The sequence below is a fragment of the Methylophilus sp. VKM B-3414 genome, from assembly GCF_032248435.1.
In the GTDB taxonomy this organism is placed as follows: Bacteria; Pseudomonadota; Gammaproteobacteria; order Burkholderiales; family Methylophilaceae; genus Methylophilus; species Methylophilus glucosoxydans.
In genome coordinates, this window is record NZ_JAVTLI010000001.1 from 127543 (window position 1) to 145489 (window position 17947).

The window sequence follows — 17947 nt, forward strand, 5'->3', positions numbered from 1 at the left end:
GCATGAGTGAAAAATTTGATGTGATCATTGTGGGCGCGGGCCCGTCTGGCAACGCCGCCGCCTTGCGTCTGGCACAGGCGGGGCTCAGCGTGCTGCAATTGGAACGTGGTGAAAGCTCAGGCTCGAAAAACGTACAAGGTGCGATTTTGTATTCGGATGCATTGGAAAAACTGATTCCTGACTTCAGGGACGATGCGCCACTGGAGCGGCATATCATCGAACAGCGCATGTGGGTGCTGGATGACGACTCCTACATGGGTTCGCACTACCGCTCGGACAGCTTTAATAAGCCGCCATATAACCGCTACACCATGATACGTTCGCAGTTTGACAAGTGGTTTTCCGAGCGCGTGCAAAAGGCCGGGGCGCTGGTCATATGCGAAACCACGGTGACCGAACTGCTGCTGGATGGCCAGCGTGTCATCGGTGTACGCACGGACCGTCAGGGCGGTGAGATTTATGCCGATGCGGTGATACTGGCCGATGGGGTCAACTCCTATCTGGCGAAAAAAGCCGGCTTTCACCCCGAGCTGCATCCCAAGGATGTGGCGCTGGCGGTCAAGGAAATCCACTTTATGCCAACCGAGCTTATCGAGCAGCGCTTTAACGTCAAGGGCGAAGAGGGCGTGGTCATCGAGATGGCGGGCAAAATCACCAAGGGCATGATGGGGACGGGTTTTCTCTATACCAACCGCGAGTCGGTGACCATCGGCGTCGGTTGTATGCTGTCCGACTTCAAAGCCCAGCAAATCACCCCTTATGCCTTGCTGGAGCAAATGAAAGCGCATCCGGCCATCCAGCCGCTGATTGAAGGCGGCGAGATGAAAGAATATACCGCGCACCTGATTCCAGAAGGCGGCTACAACGCCATGCCGGATTTGTTTGGCGATGGCTGGCTCATCGTTGGCGACGCTGGCATGTTTGTTAACGCCGTGCACCGCGAAGGTTCCAATCTGGCCATGACCACCGGCATGGTGGCGGCGGATACCTTGATTGCCTTGCGTGCCGAGGGCCTGCCCTTCAGCAAGGCCAACCTCAAGCGCTACAAGGCCACGCTCAACGACAGCTTTGTCATGAAAGACCTGAAAAAATACAAGGACATGCCGGCAATCTTCCACAAAAATCCGCAGTTCTTTAATGACTATCCCGAGTTGTTGTCCAAAGCCGCCCACACCATGCTGACTGTGGATGGGGTGGATAAAAAATCTAAAGAAAAGCAGATACGCCACAGCTTCCGTCAACGCCGCTCACTGATGGGCCTGATGGGAGATGCGTTCAAGTTATGGAGGGCTTTTGAATGAGTATTGTCGTCAAGGTTGAAGAGAAACTGTTCCAGAACCGCTACAAGGTGGACAGCGGCAAGCCGCATATCGAGATCAAGGATGCTGACGTCTGCCGCCATTGTGACAGCCATGCCTGTACCGTGTGTTGCCCCGCTGGCTGCTGGACCATGGAAGGTAACGGCAATGTCACCGTGATCAGTGATGGCTGCCTGGAATGTGGCACCTGCCGCATTATCTGTAACGAGCACCGCAATGTGGCCTGGGAATACCCGCGTGGTGGCTACGGCATCCTGTTCAAGTTCGGCTAATCCCCTTTTTTGTATTGCATTGTTGGAGACATCCCCATGAGTAAACCCGCAAGACAAGTCTTTGTATGTAACCAGGCCAGGCCACCGGGCCACCCGCGCGGCTCGTGCCAGGGACGGGGCAGCAATGATATTTTGCAGGCGTTCTGGCAACAGGTGCAGTCGCGCAACCTGTGGGAGCAGTTTTCAGTGACGTTTAGCGGCTGCCAGGGCCCCTGTGACAGTGGCCCGCATGTGCTGGTCTACCCGGAAAGCGTGATGTACGGTGGTGTGAGCAAAGACGACGTGACCGAAATCATAGACAAGCACCTGCTGGCAGGCGAAGTGGTCGAGCGCCTGAAAGTGCCGGACAGCGTCTGGTAAGCGAGGCGATAGATGCACGTTCGGCCTATGTCAGCCCCGCAATCGTCGGGGCATATTCTGAGCGCAACACGACCGAGCGGTATTGTCGCCCACGAGGATTTGCCGTCACCGATAGCCGGATATCTGGCTGCCGCCGCGGCTACCCGTGACTGGCGCGAGTCTGAATCATTGTTGCTACGAGCCCAACAGGCCTCGCCCGACTGCCTGCATGTGTATTACACACTGTACAAGCTGTATGCCGTACACAATCGTCTCAGTGATGCCGAGCGGGCCGTGCATATGGCGCTGGACACGGCAGCCAGGCTGGCGCAGATCGACAGCCACTGGCAATCACTCACCGCGCAAAGCTGCGACTGGACACAGGTCGATTCGCCGCAACATTTTTTCCTGTTTAGTCTCAAGGCGTTTGCCTATATCCGGCTGCGTCAGCAACGCCTGTCAGAGGCACGGCAAATACTTAGCAAGTTGCAGGAGATCGATCCACAAGACACGGTTGGCGCCTCAGTCATACAAGCTTATGCCGATGGAGTCCCGCTATGAGCCTGGCTAGCGCCACCATGCTTAATATTATGCTGCAATCCTGCGAGGCAGTGCTGACCCTCACCGAGGATGTCGCTCCAGAGGGTTTTTTCAGCAGCCAACTCACCCAGGCTGAAACCCTGCGCCACCTGCGTATTATTGCCGAAAATGTAGACCGGCTGCCTATGGAAAACAAAACGGCCATGTCGGAAATCGACTGGGCAGGCTGGAATGTCCTGCTGTCACAAGTCCGTTTGTCGGGCGGCTTCGAGCGCGATGCCATCTGGTTTGCCATCTGCTCCATGGTGCCTGCCACCCTGATGTGGTTGCGCGTGTTCAGGCAGCAACAACCGGCACTATTCAGTATGACTGTATAAGCGAATGATGATGCTACCTGCCACCAACCTACTGCCGCAACGTGTGATTGCCTGTCATTTTGATAATTACAGCACTGCACTGCTGTTCGTGCGCTGGCCCCATGGCGGGTTGTTGGCACCGGCTGCCTTGCCTGCCAGTGCCAGCGTATTAGCAGAGCCTGACCAGCCGTTGCGCCAGCCCCTCACGGCAGCACAAGGGGTAGAAATCGTCAAAACCCTGAATGTGCCTGCTGACACACTGCAATACCAGCATGATTTTACGGCCTGGGTCACCACTGATGAAGGTCCATTACGCATTCATCTTTGTCGTTACATGACACCGGATGCGCCCAAGTCCGAAATCGCCTTATTTGGCGGTGAGTTCAGGCATATGAGTGCCTTGCGTAGCGCTGACAGGCAGGAGTTATTGTTATTGCGACAGGTGTTTGACTGGTTTATGCGAGGTGAGGGGCAGTAACTGGCAGTTTTTCAGGTGTCTATCATGGCAGCTGGCACAAAAACTGCATAGTCTTGCCTATCGCTATATAATCTACCTTATAGCGTAGCAAATGTGACAAACATGACAAAGGCAGACAGAAAGATGACAACGCAGATGACGCAGACCATGCAGGTAAGTGGCTCACTGGTACTGGGCCCCGAAGGCAGTGATGGCCAGGCTGGCTTGCTGACAGACCGTCGCCTGGCACTGCTGGAGCATATCGGTAGCTGCGGCTCTATCTCGCAGGCCGCCAAACTGGCAGGACTCAGTTACAAGGGAGCCTGGGATGCGGTGGATGCCATGAACAGTTTGTTTGGCGACGCACTGGTGCAGACTACCACAGGTGGCAAGGGTGGGGGCGGGGCGCAATTGACTGAAGCCGGCATCCGTGTCGTAGATGCCAGTCGCGTGTTAAGGCGTGAGCACCAGAAATTTTTACAGGCGGCCAGTGATGGCATCGCTGATTTTGACAACATTTATACATGGATGCGGAGGCTGACAGTGAAAACCAGTGCGAGAAACCAGTTTTTTGGCAAGGTGGTGGCAATCAAGCAGGCGCAGGTCAATGTTGAAGTGACCCTGCAATTGACTGGCGGCGACCAGATACACGCTGTCATTACCCATGATGGCTTGAATGAGCTGGGCTTGCAGGTGGGCAGCGAGGCCTGGGCACTGGTCAAGGCCAGTTGGGTGATCCTCGCCAGTCCTGAAGCCGCGACTGGTCTGAGTGCACGCAACAAACTGGGCGGCGAGGTGACTCGAGTCCACCAGGGCGGTGTCAACGCCGAAGTCAGTCTGCGCAGCACCGGAGGCAATGTGATCACCGCGACCGTGACCAATGACAGTGTGGCCGAACTGCAACTGGCCGCTGGTAAAACGATGGTAGCCATCTTTAAAGCCAGCAGTGTGATTTTAGGGGTGAGCGAGTAGTTTTTTCTCTATCGCTATATATCTTACTTTATATCGATTCTTTGAATACATCAGGGAGCGCTTTACATGAAAAAAGTATCCATACTGGTCAGTCTGGCCTGGCTGGGGATGCCAACCAGCCAGGCGTGGGCAGATGCTGAAACCGATGCCCGCATCGCGCAATTGCAGCACATGCTGGAAGTACAACAAACACAAATGCAACAGATGGCAGATGCATTGAAGTTGCTCCAGGCACGGTTAGAAAAACCGGCGGAAACCAGAGGGGTAGCGAGCGATGACAAACAGGTCTTGCGTGATCAGCAGTGGAAGATGGATGCGATGGCCGATGAAATCAAGGCATTGCAATCGGCCCGTGGCAAATCGAGTGGCCAGCCAGTGTACGCCAACTTTAAAAATGGCCTGAGTTTTGAAGATGGTAGTGGTGCCTGGAAACTGGGCCTCAATGGACGCGTGCAAGCCGACTACCGCAGTTTCTCTCCAGATATTGCGGCAGCAGATACCTTCAATATTCGTCGCGCCCGGCTGGGTGCCAATGTGGCGATGAAGGATTTTGCGGCAAGACTGGAAGCCGAATATAGCGGTACGGCCAATAATGGCAGTGTCGGCCTGACCTATGCGCACGTCGACTACCTGCACTTTAACGGATTCAAATTACGCGCAGGTCAGTTCAAGCCATTTTATGGACTTGAGCGTGCCATGAATGCCAACTTTACAGATTTTCAGGAACGGGCAGGCACGGACTATCTGCTGGGCGCCACTTTTGACCGCGGCGTGATGGTGTTTGGCGAACCTGTGCCAGGGTTGTTCTACAACGCTTCATGGACTGATGGCAAAGGCGTTAACACGGCCACTGCGAATGGTGATGAAACCGATGCCAAATATGACAACAAGGATGCGCTGGTACGTGTGGTCGGCAATATTGCCCAGTTTGCCGACTGGAAAGACAGTGTCCTGCATGTCGGCAGCTTTTATGCCAGGGGCCAACAGGAACCTGGCAGCGTGCCCACACTGAATGTACTGACCGAAGGCCGCGGATACACCGTATTTTCTACCAGTGAAGGTTTTACGCGCGCAGTTGACCGTACGCGTGAGGGTTATGAACTTGGGCTGGCACATGGTCCGGTCAAGCTACAGGCAGAACATATACGCGAAAGTTTTGATGGCACCGGGTTTGATCGTGACCTGACCGCATGGTATGCCAGCCTCAACTGGCTGGTGAGCGGTGAAACCTTTGCCAGCACCTATAAAGATGGCATGTTTGGCCGCTTGCGTCCAAAACAGGATTTTGTCTGGGGGGGCGATGGCTGGGGTGCGTTGCAATTGGGTGCCCGTTACAGCGAGTTTGATGGCAGTGATTTTGTTACCACTAATGCTACCGGAACTGGCAAGTTGGCAAGTGGCCGTAGCAACGCGTTTGATGCCTGGACGATAGGCGCCAACTGGGTGCTGACGCCCTATGTGCGTGTGATTGCCAACTATGTGCACACCCATTTTGATACCCCGGTGACCACCTCGGCCACCGTCTCAGGTAGCAGTAAAACGTATACGCTGGATCATGAAGACGCCGTCACCATGCGTGCCCAATTCGATTTCTAACTTTTATTCAGACAAGGAGATCCCATGCGATCACTCAAACAACTGCTGATAGCCAGTGTGCTGGCAGTTTCCATGCAGGTCCAGGCTGCCGAGCCCTTTACTGTGGCCATTGCGGCTAACCTCAAATACGTGTTCGATGACCTGGCCGCCGAGTTTAAACAGGAAACCGGAATCGAGGCACAAAGCGTGCTCAACGCTTCTGGCAAAATTGCCACCCAGGTACGCCAGGGCGCGCCCTTTGATGTATTCATGTCTGCCGATATGGAGTTTCCCGAGGGCTTGTATAAAGAAGGCTTTGCCGTGACCGCGCCCAAACCCTACGCCTACGGGTTGCTGGTGCTATGGTCACAAACCGGGGCCGATTTAAGCAAGGGCGTGGCCGGGCTGACGGATGCGGCTATTGGCAAAGTGGCCATTGCCAATCCAAAGTTGGCACCGTTTGGCAAACAGGCACTCAAGGCCATGGAGTTCTACAAGGTGAAGGTGGCGCTGGAACCCAAACTGGTCTATGGCGAGAGCATTACCCAGGTAAGCCAGTACGTGGATAGCAAAGCGGTAGATGTTGGCTTCAGTGCCAAGTCGATTGTCGTTGCACCGGAGACTACAGGCAAGGGTAAATGGGTGGCTGTGCCAGAAGAGAGTTATGAGCCGATTGCGCAGGGCGTGGTCATCCTCAAGCATGGCATAGATAACAATGCGGATGCCGCCCGCAAGTTTTACGGGTTCGTGCAGTCGGAAAAGGCGCGTGCCATCTTTGCCAAAAACGGTTATAAATTGCCCTGAGGCATCACACAGGAAACATCATGTTAAGCATCGAGGATATACAGACCATTTGGCTGACCATCAAGCTGGCCAGTCTGGTCACCCTGCTATTGCTCATCATAGGCACGCCCGTCGCCTGGTGGCTGGTACGCAGCCGCGTCTGGTGGAAAGGGCTGGTGGCCTCGGTCGTGGCCTTGCCGCTGGTGCTGCCACCTTCAGTGTTAGGGTTCTACCTGTTGCTGGCGATGGGACCACAAGGCCCGCTGGGTAAGCTGACACAGGCCACTGGTCTGGGCAGTTTACCGTTTACTTTCTGGGGGCTGGTACTGGCCTCGGTGTTATATTCCCTGCCGTTTACGGTGCAGCCCTTGCACACCGCGTTTGAGGCTATCGGTGAGCGGCCGCTGGAGGTAGCAGCAACCTTGCGTGCTTCGCCACTGGATACGTTTTTCAGTGTGGTGGTGCCGATGTCCTGGCCGGGATTTCTGACGGCAGCTATGCTCACCTTTGCCCACACGGTAGGCGAGTTTGGGGTGGTACTCATGATAGGGGGCAATGTGCCGGGACAAACCCGCGTCGCTTCGGTACAGATTTATGATCATGTGGAAGCCCTGGAATATAGTCAGGCGCATACACTGGCCGCGGTCATGCTGCTGTTTTCGTTTTTGGTGTTGCTGGCGCTGCATGTGTGGCGCACGCAACCAAACAGGGGTTACTGACATGGGCATGGGCGAGATACAGGCACGTTTTCATCTGGCCAGGCCAAGCTTTACTCTGGATGTAGACCTCACCCTGCCCGGGCGCGGCATCACCGTCCTGTTTGGCCCTTCCGGTTCAGGCAAAACCACGCTGTTGCGCTGTATTGCCGGGCTGGAGCAACCCAGGGAGGGCTATCTGCGCTTTCACGGCGAGCGCTGGCAGGAGGGGTCGTATTGCCTGCCTACACATCACCGTCCCATCGGCTATGTGTTTCAAGAGGCCAGCCTGTTTCCACACCTGACGGTGCTGGAAAACCTGCGTTTTGGCCTCAGGCGCAATACGCAGGCGCGGCCAGCAGATCTGGAGGCGGCCATCGCCTTGCTGGAATTGACGCCGCTACTGGGTAGAAACCCGGCACATTTGTCCGGGGGGGAGCGACAACGGGTGGCCATGGCGCGGGCCTTAGCAGTAAGGCCGCGGCTCCTATTGATGGATGAGCCGCTGGCAGCCCTGGATTATGCGCGCAAACAGGAAATCTTGCCCTATCTGGAGCGCCTGCATGACAATCTGGACATTCCATTGCTGTATGTCAGCCATGCTCATGACGAAGTAGCACGCCTGGCTGACCATATCGTCATGCTGCAAGCCGGCAGAGTGTTGGCTCAAGGACCATTGCTGGAGACGCTGGCGCAACTGGATACTCCGATCCGCCTGGGGGAGGACAGCGGCGTGGTCCTGCCGGCGCAGGTCAGCGAACTTGACCAGGAATGGCATCTGATGCGGCTGGCATTTGACGGTGGCAGCGTCTGGACCAGGCAGCGAGACCTGCCGCTGGGGCGTCAGCTGCGGGTACATATTCAGGCCCGTGATGTCAGTGTGGCCATCCGGCCACAAACCGATAGCAGTATCCAGAACCAGTTGCAGGGTGTGGTCGATGCCATGGCCATAGACACGCATCCCGGTGTCATGCTGATCCGTGTCAAGGTGGGAGCTTCGGTGCTGATTGCCAGACTCACTAAACGCTCGGCGTCGACCCTGGGCATCACTGTCGGTCAGTCAGTCTGGCTACAGGTCAAATCGGTGGCACTGATGGAGTAGGCGCGTTTCGCGCCATGCACGACGCATCCGCATCTTGAATGCGCAAGAAAGGAGTCCACTCATGATAGAACAACTCTATGCCAATTTGTCTGTGGCTGAACAACAGCGAGTGATTCGCGCCGAGCGTTTTGAAAGGCACGATGAACCCTCACTGCAAGCTACCAAGATCCATGGCTACGCCGCCGACGGGGGTAAGTGTTTTTATTACCACAGTTTTGTCTTGTCGGAAGAGGGCTTTGATATCGATGAGTTTCCGCTACGCATCGATGTCTATTACGAACGGGTGATGGCCTGGCGTCTGAAAGACGGTGGCTGGTTAAAAACTACCACCATCTCTGATCAACTGGATGCTTGCCAGCCACGCTTTCATACCCGGCCAGCGGAATGGGTGGCCAGCCTCTGAGGGTAAACGCCTAGCTGGCAACTGCCAGTATCACCGCAGAGGCTTTGAATACCACGCTGGCACTGGCGCCCTGACTGAGTCCAAGTTCACGTGCGGCTTCATGGGTAATGCTCGCAAACACGGTATTGCCGCCCGGCAAATCGAGTTTGACTTCGGCACTGACCGGCCCGCTGATCACCTCTGCCACCACGCCGCGCAGCACATTACGTGCGCTCAGGGCATAGCCCTCGCTCTCTGTCATCACCATCATGGAAGAGGCTTTGACCAGGGCCAGCACCGATTTGCCACTGGTCAGCCCCAGACTGTGTGCACTGCTGTGGGTGACCATGGCCACCAGCGTGTCGCCATTGCCGAGGGCAATTTCGATTTCGGTATGTACGCTGCCAGGGTGTACGGCAGTGATGTTTCCCTGGAACTGGTTACGTGCGCTGATTTTCATGACGATATTTTCCTGATCGGGTTGAGATACCATTAGTGTATGCAAGCGCGCTGTAAAACATCAACCGCAGCGTCGGGCCTGCGGCTGTCAACGCTGCTATATTACGCAGCGTGAGCCAGCTTTTCCGGCAGCGCCTGCACCAGTGGTGCCAATGCTTCATAGCCGCCATCCACGCTGTAGACTTCCTTGTAGCGGAAGTCGTCAAACATCTGCGCAAACACCTTGCTGGCATTGCCGTGATAGCAATAAATCATCACCGGGATATTGCGCGGTAGGCTGCGCAAGACCTGTTCCAGCTTGTACTCGGACAGCTGGTCGGCCCCTGGCAGATGGCCACTCTGGTAACTGTGCATATCTCGGGTATCAAACAGCGCGATTTCCGCAAAGCGTTCCGGGTTACTCAACATTTCGGCGGCTTGTGCCGCAGCAATGGTTTGCCAACTCATAGCTCACTCCTCTGGTCCAAAACATAATTCATAATCCACACAGACACCGCAACTGGGCGATTTGCATATCAATACGTTTTCCTGCTCGCACAGCTGCCGGTAAAAAAACTTTTTCCACTTCATGTCGCTGCTGTTTTTGGCCACCAGCGCCGGGAAATAGTCGCGCATCAGTTGCGACAGTTCGGCGCGGCTGGACAGTTTGAGGTCTTGCCACAAATGGTTGGCGCCGCTGCAGCAGGTGCCTGCAATCAATCTTGCCAGGGCATAGGTGTTCACGTGTTGATCCAGCGCATGTGCCATCAATAATGCAATCAAATCCTCAAACTCGTCCCAGCCATGGCCAGATGAGGCTAGGGAACTTGCTACAACAGCACTGGGCGGGGAGAGGCTCTGTTGCATACGCGTTACCCTCAGGCCGGGGCGTGGGTATAGCACTTTTTCGGACAAATTTTGGCGCAGGCCTCGCAGCCCACGCAGTTTTCCGGATGGGCGATGGTCATGACTTTCTTTTCATACTCATCATCCTCATCGTCGCCCAGCGTCATGGCGATGCGGTCACCGTCTTCAGTAATGCCCACCAGCTCCAGCACATCACGGCCACAGACACGAAAGCAGCGGCCACAGCCTATGCACTTTTCCTCTGCGATCTGCTCGGCAAATTGCGGCGTCCACGCCACGCCGCTGGGTAAGGTTACGCTAAATGCCATGGCAAGCTCCTAGCCACCGGCTGCCACCAATTTCTGGCGGGCAGCAGTGAGTTGTTGATAGGCCTTGAAGGTTTTCTCGGCCACCTCCGGAATTTTTTCCCAGCCAGTCGGCAAGTCTTCGGACAAATCATGCAAGTCCATTTTGAGCTGGGTGGCCTGGGCATTGAGTTTTTTCACCTCGGCCTTGATGGTGTCTACGTCACTTGTTTCTATGTCACTCATGGCGCACTCCTAACCGTAATTCACCACTTCGGGAAACTTTTGTATCATTTCCACTGCGGCCTGTACCAGCTTCTGGCCTTCGGCGGCCAGCTTGTCCATGGTCTCGAAACCAAAGCGGTGCACATCACGAAGATGCTTGTTCACTACCACCAGGCGGCCTGCAGTCAGCAACATCTTGCCAAAGCCCTCGTGATGCATTTTCATCATGGGCGAGACCATGACGCCGGTTTCCCGTTCTACCGCCAGGCCCACCGCGTTATAAAACAACTCCAGACGCCACAAGGTTTCCGGGTCAGGGTCGCCGATAATTGGCATCTCGCGGCGCTGTTCCTTGCTGATGATGTACGGCGCCAGCAAGGTCGAATTATCCTTGCCCTCCCATGCGCCATGGGTGTCTTGCGCCCGCCATTGCTTAATCAGTTCGATCACAAATGGCGAGGTCCAGGGATCACTGGCTACTGGCGCTTCGGCGACTGCTGTCATGTTTTTCTCCTATAAATAAATATTGCTTACCGCATTAACACTCAAACGCCTTCGGTTTTCTCTGAGCACTCCGTGTCCTTGGGGCTCAAAATGAATTTAAAAGCTTTAATTAGCCACAGAGAGCACAGAGGTCACAGAGAAATTCTTAGTTTGCTGAGTGCACTTGCTGCTTTTGTGTTTTATTGGCGAATCATTGCGTTTACGAAATCATTTTTTAATCACAGCACAGGCCAAACATTTATCCGGTACTACCTCTGTGCGCTCTGTGTCCTCTGTGGCTCAAAAAGCCTTTAAAACCTTTATTAGCCATAGAGCGCACAGAAGTCACAGAGAAATTCTTAGTTTGCTGAATGCACTTGCTGCTCTTGTTCTCGGTGTCTCTGTGGTAAATAGCCTTTAAAACCTATACCGTTTCTTCTTCCTCATCAAAGTCCAGCGCGGCTGCCTGGTCTTTGAGCAGGGCTTTGCGTAACCATGGGGGTGGGGTGCCTTTGAGCACGTCCTGCAATTTGCCCAGAATCTCTTCTATCGGTTCATCGGCGGTGACTTTGACCGGGTGTATCTTGTGCGCCACCACACGGGCAGCGGCGGAGCCACCGATGGCCGCCACATACAGCAGCGCACAGTCCTTGATAACTTCCAGCTTGGGTGCCAGCTTGTCTTCGTTGCCATCTTCTTTTAAATCGCCATCAAACGGCACCGAGTGTAAAAACGTCCAGCTTTCTGGCGTCAGCTCATAAATAGCCAGGTGCTTGGCCCAGCCAAAGTGGGCATCAACCCGTTTTAAATCCTGTGTGGCAAACGCGACTTTCATAGTGGGTTCCTTTACGGGGTTAACTGAAATGCACAGTGCTTTCTAAATGCATGTCGCTTGCGCTGTGGCAACTGCCAGCAGGCGTACAACTGTTGCAGCCGGTGGCGGCACCAGCCTCGCTTGCTGGTGCGGGATACCAGTGATCAGGGGCTGGTTCATGGCTCTGTGCCAGAAAGGTGTTGGCCAGTTCAAATGCCAGATCACGCGTGCCCCGGTAGCCCACGCTAACTTTGTGTGCGGCGCCGATACGGTCAAAAGTCGGGATGCCGATACGGATAAAAGGCAGATGCAGGCGCTCGGCCAGTTGCCTGCCGTGCGAGTGGGTGAGCAGCAGGTCACAGTCTTGTGCCAGCACTTCCAGATCTTCCAGATCACCGATTTGAACCTGTTCTATAGGCAGTTGCGCCAATAACGGCGAGTGGGTGGTGGTCACCGCGCGCAAGTCACAGCCCATCTCTAGCAAAAACTGGCCGTAGCTCCACAACATGTCGGGTTCGGCACCAATGGCGACGGTTTTGCCGCCGGTATAAAAATGCGCATCCAGCATGGCGTCCTGACACTGGCTGCGCTGGCGGCGCAGTTTCATCGGCACGGGAGTGCCGGTGAGTTCGGACAGGCATTGCACAAAGTCATCACTGGCGGCCAATCCGGTCAGCCGCTCAAACAGACGGTAGGGGACGCCACATTGGGCTTCCAGCGCCTGCGCTGCCGGGCGCATCTGCTCGCCGATAGCGAGCGTATAGCGTGCCGCGCCCAGGGTCTGTAACTGCTCCAGAGTGGTGCCGCCCAGTGTAGTCGGTGTAAAGTCGTCCGGGATATGGCCATCCAGCGAGCCGGAAATGTCGGGCACTATCACCGCCTCCAGCCCGAACAGTTCGACAATATCGCGAATTTCCTGCAAGTCACCCGGTGTTAAATGGCTGGCAGCCAGCACATTGACGCGGCGTGCATGGCGCACGCTCACAGGCTGTGCAAAGTGCTGCACTATTTTCAGCACCGCCTTGCTCCAGCCATCCTGAAACGCGCCCACGTAGTCAGGTGTCGATACATACAGGATATGCATGTCGGCCAGCTCGGGGTGTTTTTGCGCAATCAGTTTGAGATAGGCATCCACATCATCGCCCTTGGTTTCGGTCAGCCCCGTAGAGGCGATGCCGAGGATGGACGGCTGGTTGCGTTTCCAGATATTGACGATGGTCTGCTCGATATTGTCCATGCCACCAAGGATGGTGGTGACCTCGCTCATGGCCGTGGTTTGCATGGGGATCATTTCGCGGAAATGCCGCACAAACAATACCAGCCCGAATGAAGTACAGCCCTGCGAACCATGCAGGGTAGGCAGGCAGTGCTGCAAGCCCATAAAGGCCAGCGCCGCCCCGATGGGTGCGCTCATCTTGAGCGGGTTGACGCTACAGGCTTTACCGGGGTTGAGTACTTGTGCCATGGTCTTGCTCCCTTCAGGCCGCGATGTCGCCGCTGGTCAGTGGCGGCTCATCGCTGCTGACCGCCGTTTCCCACGGCGCTGGTTGCCGCACCTGTTGCCACACCGGGTGATACAGCGATTGCGTGATGTTTTTGACCAGTTCCACCATGCCCACATAGCCCGCATACGCATGGTGACGTTCCTGGTTAATATCCAGCCACGGCATTTTGGCCTTGAGCGCCACAAACTGGCTGCGCCCACCCGAGAGCATGATGTCGGCCTTTGCTTCCTTGAGCATGGCATACATGTCGCGTGGACGCATGTCGTCTATCATGTGCGCATCCTCGCCCATGATTTCCTTGATCTTTTCCTTATCTTCCTCGGTGGATTTTTTCACACTGGTGCCCACCACCTCCATGCCAGCCTCCTGCAAGGCTGAGACTACCGACCAGGACTTCACCCCGCCAGTAATCAGCAAGACGCGCTTTCCGGCCAGGCGCAGCTTGTAATCGGCAATTGCCTCCCAGGCGCGAGCTTCCTCACGCGCAATCACTGCTTCGGTGCGCGTCATCAACTCGGCATCCGCCCCTTGCTGTATCAGCAGGCGGGCAATCTGGCGCAAGCTGTCGCTCATGTCACCAATGCCATAAAACGAGCCTTCAAAAAACGGAATGCCATAACGCTCTTCCATCTTGCGCGCCACATTAATCATGGCCTTGGAACACACCATCATAGCCGCCTTGGCGCGGTGTGATTGCGCCACCTCAAGATATTTGGCATCGCCGGAAATACAGGCCAGCACGCGGATGCCCAGCTCGTCCAGCAGCGGTTTGACCTGCCACAACTCACCGGCCAGGTTATATTCACCGATGATATTAATGTCGTACGGCGTGGTGTAGTCAGGCTCCTGCGTGCCAATCACATGCGCCAGCAATGCTTCACCCGCCAGCTTGTTGCCCAGATTTTTTGGTCCGGCAAAGCCTGGTGAATTCACTGGGATCACCGGCTTGCCAAATTTCTCACTGGCTTTCTTGCACACCGCCTCGATGTCATCGCCGGTCAGCGCAGGCACACAGGTCTGGTAAACAAATACCGCAGGCGGGTCATATTTGCTGATAATTTCCTTGATGGCCTTGAACAGGCGCTTCTCGCCACCATAAATCACATCCAGTTCGTTCATGTCGGTGGTAAAGCCAGTTCTATAGAGACTGGAATCAGAGGACTTGGCGCCACGGTTATCCCAGGAGTTCCCCTCACAGGCAATCGGCCCATGTACCAGATGCGCGACATCGGTAATCGGCTGCAAGGCAATCTTGGCACCATCAAAGGCGCAGCCACCGGCGGCGGCACCAGGCGTCAATTGCTTGGTACAACCTTTCTTGCGTGCTTTTTCATCCTTGGCCTGATTTTTATCGCAGCCCGGCTCGTTAAACACATCCTGAATTGTTTCGTTCAATGCTGCCATGACAAGACACCTGTGGAGTTCTTGTTATGGATATTGCAAGGAGTGTGCCATGCGATAGATATGTTTTAACTTTATGATTCTAAAAGATATTATTTTAATTCATGGAATGTCGGAAAGAAGACAAATGCGACAATCGGTGTGGGAATGGATGGCATGTTGTAGGGTGGGCATGGATGCCCACGCGGGGGATTGCTTGTTGTTTGTGATGTTCTTTTTCGCCTCTAGGTTAGTGGTCTTTTTATAGGTTTCTTTTCGCCCATCGGCGAGTTACTTTTCTTTGCTTGCACAAAGATAAAGTAACCAAAAGAAAGTGCACCCCAGCTTCCGCTTGTTTCCTGCGTTGCTCGCCAAAATAAGCGCTCGCGAAACTCATCCTAGCGGGCTGCACACACCGCAGCCCACCGCGGGATTCGGACAGCCGCTCGCTTGATCTTATTTTGCCTGCGCTACTCGGCGCGGCAGATGGGGACCCCGAAAACCAGATTGGCGCAACGGTCCGTGGATTGAATAAAGGAATTGCTGTTTTTCAACGGTTCAAACTTCAACGATGCGAGTTTGGTGAGATAAATCCCATTCCATCGCGCTGAGTAGCGGAAACAAAGTAAGGAAGAAGGGAGCGACTGTCTGAGTCCCGCAGCAGCTCACGTTTTATGTGAGCTGCCAGGTCGAGTTTCGTGACCGCTTACTTTGTTGAGCAACGCAAGGGAGCCGAAGGCCGTGATGGCTGGGTGTCGTCCTCTTTGGTTACTTTCTGGGGGACAAGCACCAGAAAGTAACTCGCCTAGAGGCGAAAAATAACATCCCAAACAGCAATCAATCGTCCGCGTGGGCATTTATGCCCACCCTACGATAATCAATTAAACAGTCAGCAGAATAACGTTTTTACACCGTCATCCAGCTTAAACAGCAAAAGTCCTCAATCCATCTCTCTGGCATGGTTCAAACTATATTTCGGCAAAGCAATCGTCAACGCTTCACTGCCTATCTTCACCTGGCACGCCAGTCTGGATTGCGGCGTTAATCCCCAGGCTTTATCCAACTGGTCTTCTTCCTCATCAGTGGCAGCCGTCAGGCTGGCATTGCCTTGCTGGATAATCACATGACAGGTGCTACAGGCACACACGCCGTCGCAGGCGTGTTCCAGTGCAATGCCCGCGTGTAGCAAGGTGTCGCACAGCACTTTGCCGGGCTTGGCTTCAATCTGCATACCTTGGGGGCAGAGTTCGGGGTGGGGCAGGATGGTGAGTTGGGTCATACGGTCAGGCTTTCCAGATGCTGGCCTGTGAGTGCCTGCTGTATGCTTTGGTCCATGCGGCGTGCGGCAAAGCTGGCGGAGGCGGTGTTGAGGGCTTCGGTGGCATGGCGTAGGTCTTCGACTTTGTTGCTGTCACCCATGATCAGGGTTTCCGCCAGCGCGTAAATATGTTGCCAGATATGGTCCCATTCGGCTTTGCTGAGCAGGTTGTGGCCGTCTTCGGCCATGGCGGTTTCGGTGGCGTCCAGCAAGCGTCTGGCTTCCACCTGGGCTTCGCGCAAGGCGCGCATGCGCTTGTCGTGTTCGGCGTGTTCGACACCCGCACGTAGCAGGCGGGTGATCTCGTCTTCGCTCAGGCCGTAGGAGGGCTTGATGCTGATTTGCGCAGCGACGCTACTGGTTTGCTCGATGGCGGAGACTGACAGCAGGCCATCGGCATCGACCTGGAAAGTGACACGGATACGGGCGGCACCGGCCACCATGGGCGGGATGCCACGCAGTTCAAAGCGGGCCAGCGAGCGGCATTCGGCCACCAGTTCGCGCTCGCCTTGTACCACATGAAAGCTCATGGCGGTTTGGCCGTCTTTAAAGGTGGTGAAGTCTTGCGCGCGGGCAGTGGGCAGGGTGGCGTTGCGCGGGATGATTTTTTCGCTGAGGCCGCCCATGGTTTCCATGCCCAGCGACAGCGGGATGACATCCAGCAGCAGCCATTCCTGGTCTGAGCGGTTGCCTGCCAGCGCATTGGCTTGCATGGCGGCACCGAGCGCCACCACCTGGTCGGGGTCGAGGTTGGTGAGCGGTGGCTGTTTGAAAAAATCGGCCACGGCTTGCCGCAGTTGCGGCATGCGGGTGGCGCCACCGACCAGCACCACACCCTGAATGTCGTTTGTTTGCAAGCCTGCATCACGCAGTGCACGGCGCACCGGACTAAAGGTTTTGGCCAGCAGAGGCTGGCTCAGCTCAAAAAACAGTTCGCGGCTGAGGATGGCGTGGATGTCGCCGTGGCTGGACAGGCTGCAACGGAGTTCGGTGCTGCTCTGGCTGGTCAGGCGTTCTTTGGCCTGACGGCACTCGTTGAGCAGGCTGCGCATGTCGGCGGCATCCAGGGTGTGCAATTGCAAGGTGCCGCATAGCCACTGGTAGATGGCGAGGTCAAAATCATCACCGCCCAGGGCTGAATCACCACTGGTGGCCAGCACCTCAAACACGCCACGGTGCAAGCGCAGGATGGAAAAATCAAAGGTGCCGCCCCCCAGATCATAGATGCAATACACGCCTTCCGCGGCGTTATCCAGCCCGTAGGCAATGGCAGCGGCAGTGGGCTCGTTAAGCAGGCGCAAGACATTGATACCGGCCAGTGTGGCGGCGTCCTTGGTGGCCTGACGCTGGGCATCGTCAAAATAGGCAGGGACAGTAATCACGGCGCCGGTGAGTTCACCGCCCAGGCTGTGTTCGGCGCGTGCACGCAACACTTTGAGGATGTCGGCAGAAATTTCGACCGGGCTGCGCACCCCGGCCACGGTCTCCAGTTTGACCATGCCCGGGCTGTCCACCAGGCGATAAGGCAACTGCCCCAGGTGTTGTATGTCTTGCAGGCCGCGTCCCATCAGGCGCTTGACCGAGACGATGGTGTTGCGCGGGTCACTGGCGGCGGCAAACTTGGCCTCCCAGCCCACGGTGGTCTCAGCCACCTGATAGCGCACCACCGAAGGCAGCAGGTGGCGACCATGGTCATCGGCCAGTGCCACACATTCGCCACTGCGCACGGTGGCCACCAGCGAGTTGGTGGTGCCGAGGTCTATGCCGACGGCCAGTCTGTGCTGGTGGGGCGCCGCACTTTGCCCCGGTTCTGCAATTTGCAACAGTGCCATAGTCACTCC

At 55.7% G+C, this 17947-nt stretch carries 23 protein-coding genes; 12 read left to right on the plus strand and 11 right to left on the minus strand.

Translation table 11 applies throughout. From position 1 onward, the window contains the following. The first annotated feature begins 2 nt into the window (after positions 1-2). The 12 genes from Q9292_RS00600 (at position 3) to Q9292_RS00655 (ending at position 8813) form a co-directional block, all read left to right on the plus strand. Positions 3-1301, plus strand: a complete 1299-nt coding sequence (locus Q9292_RS00600; protein WP_313983477.1) for an FAD-dependent oxidoreductase — start codon at positions 3-5, stop codon at positions 1299-1301. After that, a complete protein-coding gene (locus Q9292_RS00605) occupies positions 1298-1591 on the plus strand; it encodes a ferredoxin family protein (protein ID WP_194747302.1) in 294 nt (97 codons plus the stop codon). Before Q9292_RS00600 ends, Q9292_RS00605 begins: the two co-directional genes overlap by 4 nt. A gap of 36 nt (positions 1592-1627) precedes the next feature. Then, positions 1628-1951 (plus strand): (2Fe-2S) ferredoxin domain-containing protein, encoded by a 324-nt coding sequence (locus Q9292_RS00610; RefSeq protein ID WP_313983481.1) that lies wholly within the window; start codon positions 1628-1630, stop codon positions 1949-1951. Between the two features lie 12 nt (positions 1952-1963). Further along, positions 1964-2491 carry a hypothetical protein gene (locus Q9292_RS00615; RefSeq protein ID WP_313983484.1) on the plus strand — a complete coding sequence of 176 codons (528 nt, stop codon included), beginning with the start codon at positions 1964-1966 and terminating at the stop codon, positions 2489-2491. Then, positions 2488-2847 (plus strand): hypothetical protein, encoded by a 360-nt coding sequence (locus tag Q9292_RS00620; RefSeq protein ID WP_313983486.1) that lies wholly within the window; start codon positions 2488-2490, stop codon positions 2845-2847. Before Q9292_RS00615 ends, Q9292_RS00620 begins: the two co-directional genes overlap by 4 nt. A 4-nt stretch (positions 2848-2851) precedes the next feature. Next, positions 2852-3304 (plus strand): hypothetical protein, encoded by a 453-nt coding sequence (locus tag Q9292_RS00625; RefSeq protein WP_313983490.1) that lies wholly within the window; start codon positions 2852-2854, stop codon positions 3302-3304. A 123-nt stretch (positions 3305-3427) separates the two neighbouring features. Beyond that, positions 3428-4255, plus strand: coding sequence for a TOBE domain-containing protein (locus Q9292_RS00630; RefSeq protein ID WP_194747297.1), 828 nt, complete (start codon positions 3428-3430; stop codon positions 4253-4255). Between the two features lie 66 nt (positions 4256-4321). Continuing rightward, a complete protein-coding gene (locus Q9292_RS00635) occupies positions 4322-5851 on the plus strand; it encodes a porin (protein ID WP_313983494.1) in 1530 nt (509 codons plus the stop codon). A gap of 24 nt (positions 5852-5875) precedes the next feature. Next, complete coding sequence (gene modA / locus Q9292_RS00640) at positions 5876-6634, plus strand: molybdate ABC transporter substrate-binding protein (protein WP_275357073.1); 759 nt, start codon at positions 5876-5878, stop codon at positions 6632-6634. A 20-nt stretch (positions 6635-6654) separates the two neighbouring features. After that, on the plus strand, positions 6655-7332 hold the full coding sequence (gene modB / locus Q9292_RS00645; RefSeq protein WP_313983499.1) for a molybdate ABC transporter permease subunit: 678 nt from the start codon (positions 6655-6657) through the stop codon (positions 7330-7332). Then, the gene (gene modC / locus Q9292_RS00650; protein WP_313983502.1) at positions 7298-8410 is read left to right on the plus strand and encodes a molybdenum ABC transporter ATP-binding protein; all 1113 of its coding nucleotides are present in this window, start codon (positions 7298-7300) and stop codon (positions 8408-8410) included. Before modB ends, modC begins: the two co-directional genes overlap by 35 nt. A gap of 61 nt (positions 8411-8471) precedes the next feature. Further along, complete coding sequence (locus Q9292_RS00655) at positions 8472-8813, plus strand: hypothetical protein (protein WP_275357071.1); 342 nt, start codon at positions 8472-8474, stop codon at positions 8811-8813. 10 nt (positions 8814-8823) lie between these two features. Here the strand turns inward: Q9292_RS00655 and Q9292_RS00660 are convergent, their stop codons facing one another. From Q9292_RS00660 to hscA, 11 genes are all read right to left on the minus strand, one after another. Further along, the gene (locus tag Q9292_RS00660) at positions 8824-9285 is read right to left on the minus strand and encodes a molybdopterin-binding protein (RefSeq protein ID WP_313983505.1); all 462 of its coding nucleotides are present in this window, start codon (positions 9283-9285) and stop codon (positions 8824-8826) included. 68 nt (positions 9286-9353) lie between these two features. Continuing rightward, entirely contained in the window at positions 9354-9698 is a 345-nt protein-coding gene (locus Q9292_RS00665) for a rhodanese-like domain-containing protein (RefSeq protein WP_313983508.1), read from the minus strand. Positions 9699-9701: 3 nt separating this feature from the next. Next, positions 9702-10097, minus strand: a complete 396-nt coding sequence (locus tag Q9292_RS00670) for a nitrogen fixation protein NifQ (protein ID WP_194747293.1) — start codon at positions 10095-10097, stop codon at positions 9702-9704. Between the two features lie 11 nt (positions 10098-10108). Next, positions 10109-10405, minus strand: a complete 297-nt coding sequence (gene fdxB / locus Q9292_RS00675; protein WP_313983513.1) for a ferredoxin III, nif-specific — start codon at positions 10403-10405, stop codon at positions 10109-10111. A gap of 9 nt (positions 10406-10414) precedes the next feature. Continuing rightward, positions 10415-10627, minus strand: coding sequence for a CCE_0567 family metalloprotein (locus Q9292_RS00680; RefSeq protein ID WP_313983516.1), 213 nt, complete (start codon positions 10625-10627; stop codon positions 10415-10417). 9 nt (positions 10628-10636) lie between these two features. Continuing rightward, on the minus strand, positions 10637-11110 hold the full coding sequence (locus Q9292_RS00685) for a NifX-associated nitrogen fixation protein (RefSeq protein ID WP_313983518.1): 474 nt from the start codon (positions 11108-11110) through the stop codon (positions 10637-10639). Positions 11111-11513: 403 nt separating this feature from the next. Continuing rightward, the gene (nifX, locus tag Q9292_RS00690) at positions 11514-11924 is read right to left on the minus strand and encodes a nitrogen fixation protein NifX (protein ID WP_313983521.1); all 411 of its coding nucleotides are present in this window, start codon (positions 11922-11924) and stop codon (positions 11514-11516) included. A gap of 19 nt (positions 11925-11943) precedes the next feature. Further along, positions 11944-13368, minus strand: a complete 1425-nt coding sequence (nifN, locus tag Q9292_RS00695; RefSeq protein WP_313983523.1) for a nitrogenase iron-molybdenum cofactor biosynthesis protein NifN — start codon at positions 13366-13368, stop codon at positions 11944-11946. 13 nt (positions 13369-13381) lie between these two features. Beyond that, positions 13382-14812, minus strand: coding sequence for a nitrogenase iron-molybdenum cofactor biosynthesis protein NifE (nifE, locus tag Q9292_RS00700; protein WP_313983526.1), 1431 nt, complete (start codon positions 14810-14812; stop codon positions 13382-13384). A gap of 916 nt (positions 14813-15728) precedes the next feature. Further along, entirely contained in the window at positions 15729-16067 is a 339-nt protein-coding gene (gene fdx / locus Q9292_RS00705) for an ISC system 2Fe-2S type ferredoxin (protein WP_194747286.1), read from the minus strand. Continuing rightward, positions 16064-17938 carry a Fe-S protein assembly chaperone HscA gene (gene hscA, locus Q9292_RS00710; RefSeq protein WP_313983529.1) on the minus strand — a complete coding sequence of 625 codons (1875 nt, stop codon included), beginning with the start codon at positions 17936-17938 and terminating at the stop codon, positions 16064-16066. The genes fdx and hscA overlap by 4 nt, the downstream gene beginning before the upstream one ends. Positions 17939-17947: the final 9 nt, after the last annotated feature.

Coding starts and splice junctions, on each gene's coding strand:
- Q9292_RS00600 (WP_313983477.1), top strand. CDS start 3: ATGAGTGAAAAATTTGATGTGATCATTGTGGGCGCGGGCCCGTCTGGC.
- Q9292_RS00605 (WP_194747302.1), top strand. CDS start 1,298: ATGAGTATTGTCGTCAAGGTTGAAGAGAAACTGTTCCAGAACCGCTAC.
- Q9292_RS00610 (WP_313983481.1), top strand. CDS start 1,628: ATGAGTAAACCCGCAAGACAAGTCTTTGTATGTAACCAGGCCAGGCCA.
- Q9292_RS00615 (WP_313983484.1), top strand. CDS start 1,964: ATGCACGTTCGGCCTATGTCAGCCCCGCAATCGTCGGGGCATATTCTG.
- Q9292_RS00620 (WP_313983486.1), top strand. CDS start 2,488: ATGAGCCTGGCTAGCGCCACCATGCTTAATATTATGCTGCAATCCTGC.
- Q9292_RS00625 (WP_313983490.1), top strand. CDS start 2,852: ATGATGATGCTACCTGCCACCAACCTACTGCCGCAACGTGTGATTGCC.
- Q9292_RS00630 (WP_194747297.1), top strand. CDS start 3,428: ATGACAACGCAGATGACGCAGACCATGCAGGTAAGTGGCTCACTGGTA.
- Q9292_RS00635 (WP_313983494.1), top strand. CDS start 4,322: ATGAAAAAAGTATCCATACTGGTCAGTCTGGCCTGGCTGGGGATGCCA.
- modA (WP_275357073.1), top strand. CDS start 5,876: ATGCGATCACTCAAACAACTGCTGATAGCCAGTGTGCTGGCAGTTTCC.
- modB (WP_313983499.1), top strand. CDS start 6,655: ATGTTAAGCATCGAGGATATACAGACCATTTGGCTGACCATCAAGCTG.
- modC (WP_313983502.1), top strand. CDS start 7,298: ATGTGTGGCGCACGCAACCAAACAGGGGTTACTGACATGGGCATGGGC.
- Q9292_RS00655 (WP_275357071.1), top strand. CDS start 8,472: ATGATAGAACAACTCTATGCCAATTTGTCTGTGGCTGAACAACAGCGA.
- Q9292_RS00660 (WP_313983505.1), bottom strand. CDS start 9,285: ATGGTATCTCAACCCGATCAGGAAAATATCGTCATGAAAATCAGCGCA.
- Q9292_RS00665 (WP_313983508.1), bottom strand. CDS start 9,698: ATGAGTTGGCAAACCATTGCTGCGGCACAAGCCGCCGAAATGTTGAGT.
- Q9292_RS00670 (WP_194747293.1), bottom strand. CDS start 10,097: ATGCAACAGAGCCTCTCCCCGCCCAGTGCTGTTGTAGCAAGTTCCCTA.
- fdxB (WP_313983513.1), bottom strand. CDS start 10,405: ATGGCATTTAGCGTAACCTTACCCAGCGGCGTGGCGTGGACGCCGCAA.
- Q9292_RS00680 (WP_313983516.1), bottom strand. CDS start 10,627: ATGAGTGACATAGAAACAAGTGACGTAGACACCATCAAGGCCGAGGTG.
- Q9292_RS00685 (WP_313983518.1), bottom strand. CDS start 11,110: ATGACAGCAGTCGCCGAAGCGCCAGTAGCCAGTGATCCCTGGACCTCG.
- nifX (WP_313983521.1), bottom strand. CDS start 11,924: ATGAAAGTCGCGTTTGCCACACAGGATTTAAAACGGGTTGATGCCCAC.
- nifN (WP_313983523.1), bottom strand. CDS start 13,368: ATGGCACAAGTACTCAACCCCGGTAAAGCCTGTAGCGTCAACCCGCTC.
- nifE (WP_313983526.1), bottom strand. CDS start 14,812: ATGGCAGCATTGAACGAAACAATTCAGGATGTGTTTAACGAGCCGGGC.
- fdx (WP_194747286.1), bottom strand. CDS start 16,067: ATGACCCAACTCACCATCCTGCCCCACCCCGAACTCTGCCCCCAAGGT.
- hscA (WP_313983529.1), bottom strand. CDS start 17,938: ATGGCACTGTTGCAAATTGCAGAACCGGGGCAAAGTGCGGCGCCCCAC.